Genomic DNA, 3,607 nt, shown 5'->3' on the forward strand with positions numbered 1-3,607 from the left:
TTGGAAACCTCAACCGGTCACCGGGAAGGTACGCCCCCTTCCCAGCCATCCACAGATTTCAAGCATTGCTCCCTTGCTCAACGGTTCGGCGAAGGACAAGACCGTCGTTGCGGACCGGGCCGCGACACGGGACGCCCGGTGGTGCACGAAGTGACCGCCATAGGTAGTGCTGGCTGTACCGGAATCGTCCAGTGTAGGGGATTGCGCGGACGTCAGGATCACCGCGAAGCTGTGCTTGTCAGCCAAAAGCGTCCACTTTGGAGGTTTCTTGTCGAAAAGTTCAAGTCGTGTCGCCGGAGGCCTCACGGGCGCAGTGCGTAGTCGTCTTCTGTTCGCCGCGGCCATGGCAATGGTCGTGGCCGCCGGTCTTGCCACCTCCTCGGCTGCTTCAGCGGATGCTCCGGCGAATAGGTCGAAGTCATTTCATTGCGCGGCGCTGCAAACCGAACTTTCGGCTTTGGTCCTGGGCAGAAAGGTGCTGGTAAAGGTGATACGGCGGCACCTGTGACAAGCAGAAGGCCCACCTTTTCATCTTCGCGAATTAAGGGTCATGGGCGGCACCCGTTATTTGTTGAACCAATGGTTCAACGCTGGCACGCTCAACGTGACGTAGAATTGCTCGGATCGGCACATCGAGGAAAGCGCGGTTCAGGCGCGGCTGCCATTTGAGCCAGGACATCCGGGCCCGCTTCAGTGGCCACTTCGTCCATCCCGGGGACAAGGTCGATCACGAATCGGGAGCACCCGTGCCGTCGTCACTGGTCGCAGGAGGATTGTGCGTCGCTCCGGGATGCGAGGTAGGAAACCACCTCGGCCGGCACCTCCATGGCGAACTCTGCCCCGTCGATCCCGGTGACTCCGCCGAACTTCGCCCTGGAGAGGCTGGCGTCTGCGCCGAACACCGCCCCGTCGAACTGGGCATTGCTGCCGAAGACCGCCTGACGAACCAAGCATTCCAAGCTGAACTTGGCTCGAGTGAACGTGGCGTGGTGGACGCGGCACCTGCTGAGGTCGAGGTCGATGAGGACCGCTCCGGTCAGGTCAAGGTTCATGCTTGCTCAGAGAGTCGCGGGCGGATGTCTCTGGTCACCTTGGTGGAGGTGGCGCGCGAGCAGCCGTTGCGCGGCGAGCACCACCAGCCCCACCCGCCACCACGTGCACGCCATTCCCGTGTCCCCTCAACATTCGCCGACCGGTCCTCTGTCCAAGGTCGCCGGTCCGATCGCTGCGGTTACGCAAGCTGCCGTGGACGACCCCGACATCCCCTGAACAGCCCATCCGGTCTGGTTGGGCCGGAGGCCTTATCGGCCGACCGCTTACAGTGCTCCAGCGAGTTCGATCACCAGGTCGGTCAGAATCCGGTCGAACCGTTTCAGGACGGCAGGCTGGATCGATCACTCGCGATTTACATCTTCATGAGTCCGAAGGAAAGTTACCTACTCCTCGGCAGCTTGCCGTCGACGTAAGGTGAGCGCGGCCGGGCCCGTAACGACGCCGTGCCGGGAGCGACACAATCGTATCGTCTCCGACCCGGAAGGGGCCTGCCCATGGAGCCGGTCGCCACCGCCTTGGCCAAGGCCTTGCTCGGACCAGCTGTGAAGTCTGCCGGGCAACGGCTCGGGGAGCGCGCGTTCGGTCCGCGTCACGAAGCCGCGCTGCGGAACGTCTACGAGCGCACGCTGGATTCGGTGATCGATTCCGGCTTGCCGGAGCGCACACCACGCGAAGAGCGCGAGCACGTGCGGTGGGTGGTCGGACAGGCGGTCGAAGTGGCGGTCGAAGCGGACATCTTCGACGGCGCCGCCGGGGCGGCGCCCCTTGATGCTCTGCTGCAGCGGCTGCGGGATCCGTCCCTGGGCATTGAGATCGAAACCCTGGACGCGCTCGGGGTGAACGCTGTCGAGTTGCTTGCCCGGTTCCTCGATGAATTTCCCGGCTGCCTGCAGGAAGAGGCGCAGCGACCCGACTCCCCGCTGTTCCACTTCGCCGTCCTGCGACAGTTCGACGCGGTCCGTGCGCAGGTCGAAAGGATCGCGGAGACCGTCGGTTTGCTCCCGCCGCAAGTCGGGGAACAGGACCGCATCCGGGTGCTGGGACGAGAGGGTCGGGTCCGGACGCTCACGGCGCTGTATCCAAGACCGTCTGATCAGCGGCGGAACGTAGGCACGACGGAGCTGGCTATGTCCGCGATCCTTCACGGCGTCTGGTCGCGAAACCTCGACTGCGCCGAGCAAGATCAAGATCAATATCTGCTACTTCCGACGGCTCCGAGCCCGGTCCACCGGCCTGCGCGGCTCCGCCGTCGTTGACCCTAATCTCCGCTTCCGGCCCTTGTTGGCGCGAGCGCGTGCACGAGATAGAGGAACGAGCCGCCGCGGTCCTGGCGGCCGCGGCCCGGAATCGGCTGTCCATCTAGTGGACGGGTTGCGCGCACTGGGCGGCACCGTGGATCAGGTCCTGTGGTCCGGCCGGGCTCCAAGTGCGCAAGGCGGGTGCCCAGGCCTGGGCCGCGGTTCGCACCGTCCGGCGCGGCTTGGCCGGCGGTGGCCTGCGCAGCCGCCTGCGCGCCGCCCTCGACCCCCGCACGCTCCTGGTCGACCGGCATCGGCCGGGGAACCGGAAGAGCCGGCCACCTTCACGGCGGCCGGCGCCGTGAAGGTGGCCGTCAGGACCTGGTCACCGTGGTCCGTCGAACCGGATCATCTCAGTCCGCCATGGAGACGTCGAAGCCCAACGCCCCACCGGCACCGGCGGAAACTCCCCCCTTGCCCTTCAGGTGCCACTTGCCGTCGGCTTCCGGAGCCCAGCTGCCTTCGGCGTCCAGACCGGTGCCGACTCGCCCTTCCGGCTGGACCTTGAGCCGGAACGGCCCGAGGTCGACCGAGTATTCGGGAGCCTGGGCGTTGACCGTGGCGCCGACTCCGGCCCCGGCCTTCACACCTTCCGTCGGCGTGGCGACCAGTTCCGCGTGGCCGGCGACGCCGAGGTTCCCCTCCGGCGCCCCGGAGACGTGCACGGGTCCGGTGGGTGTCGGCATCTCCGCCCCGCTGGAGCGGATACCGGCGAACCCCTCGGCGCTCAAGTCGAGCCCGCCGTCCCGCGTACGCTTGGCCAGCGCCTTGCCGTCCACACCAACGGTGATCTTGCCGACATCCCGGCCTCCCGGAGTGACGACCCTCGACTTGCGGCCGAAGTATTCCCCTTCGACGCCACCGATAACGTCACCCTCCGGTTCGATGATCCGGACCTCACCCCCGGCCGGTTCGTCCACCAGCCGCGGGCTCCGGCCGGTGAGGTACTTCATCGCGCGGTCGCAGTCCGCGTTGGGGCAGAAGAACCAGTGGACGAGCGGACCGTCGTCGTCCCATTGCGCGGGGACGGACCGGGTGGGCGCCGACCTGGCCATCGAGGCGTTCGTCGCTCGCCCGGGCGCCCGTTGGGGCTTGCTCGCCCGGGCCTGAAGCGTCTTCGCCGCGTCCGCGGTCTTCAGGAGCGCCCCGGCTACCGGCACCGCGCCCGCCGCGCGCCGGACCTTCGCGTGGTTGTCGAGGGTTTTCGCGGTCTCGGCGAGCTTCGCGTAGTTGCCGACCACGGGAACGTCCGACGC

At 66.9% G+C, this 3,607-nt stretch carries 3 protein-coding genes; 1 reads left to right on the plus strand and 2 read right to left on the minus strand.

Annotated features, from left to right (window positions below; translation table 11 throughout):
* Positions 1 to 755 precede the first annotated feature (755 nt).
* Positions 756 to 1,052 (minus strand): pentapeptide repeat-containing protein, encoded by a 297-nt coding sequence (locus C2L58_RS01575; protein ID WP_103335193.1) that lies wholly within the window; start codon positions 1,050 to 1,052, stop codon positions 756 to 758.
* 495 nt (positions 1,053 to 1,547) lie between these two features.
* Here C2L58_RS01575 and C2L58_RS01580 point away from each other — a divergent pair, with 495 nt between their 5' ends.
* On the plus strand, positions 1,548 to 2,309 hold the full coding sequence (locus C2L58_RS01580; RefSeq protein WP_103335195.1) for a hypothetical protein: 762 nt from the start codon (positions 1,548 to 1,550) through the stop codon (positions 2,307 to 2,309).
* A gap of 395 nt (positions 2,310 to 2,704) precedes the next feature.
* Here C2L58_RS01580 and C2L58_RS49125 read toward each other — a convergent pair.
* The coding region (locus C2L58_RS49125) for a hypothetical protein (RefSeq protein WP_199191051.1) at positions 2,705 to 3,607 on the minus strand (903 nt) is incomplete at its 5' end.

The sequence above is a fragment of the Amycolatopsis sp. CA-126428 genome, assembly GCF_002904335.1.
Taxonomy (GTDB): Bacteria; Actinomycetota; Actinomycetes; order Mycobacteriales; family Pseudonocardiaceae; genus Amycolatopsis.

Coding starts and splice junctions, on each gene's coding strand:
- C2L58_RS01575 (WP_103335193.1), bottom strand. CDS start 1,052: ATGAACCTTGACCTGACCGGAGCGGTCCTCATCGACCTCGACCTCAGC.
- C2L58_RS01580 (WP_103335195.1), top strand. CDS start 1,548: ATGGAGCCGGTCGCCACCGCCTTGGCCAAGGCCTTGCTCGGACCAGCT.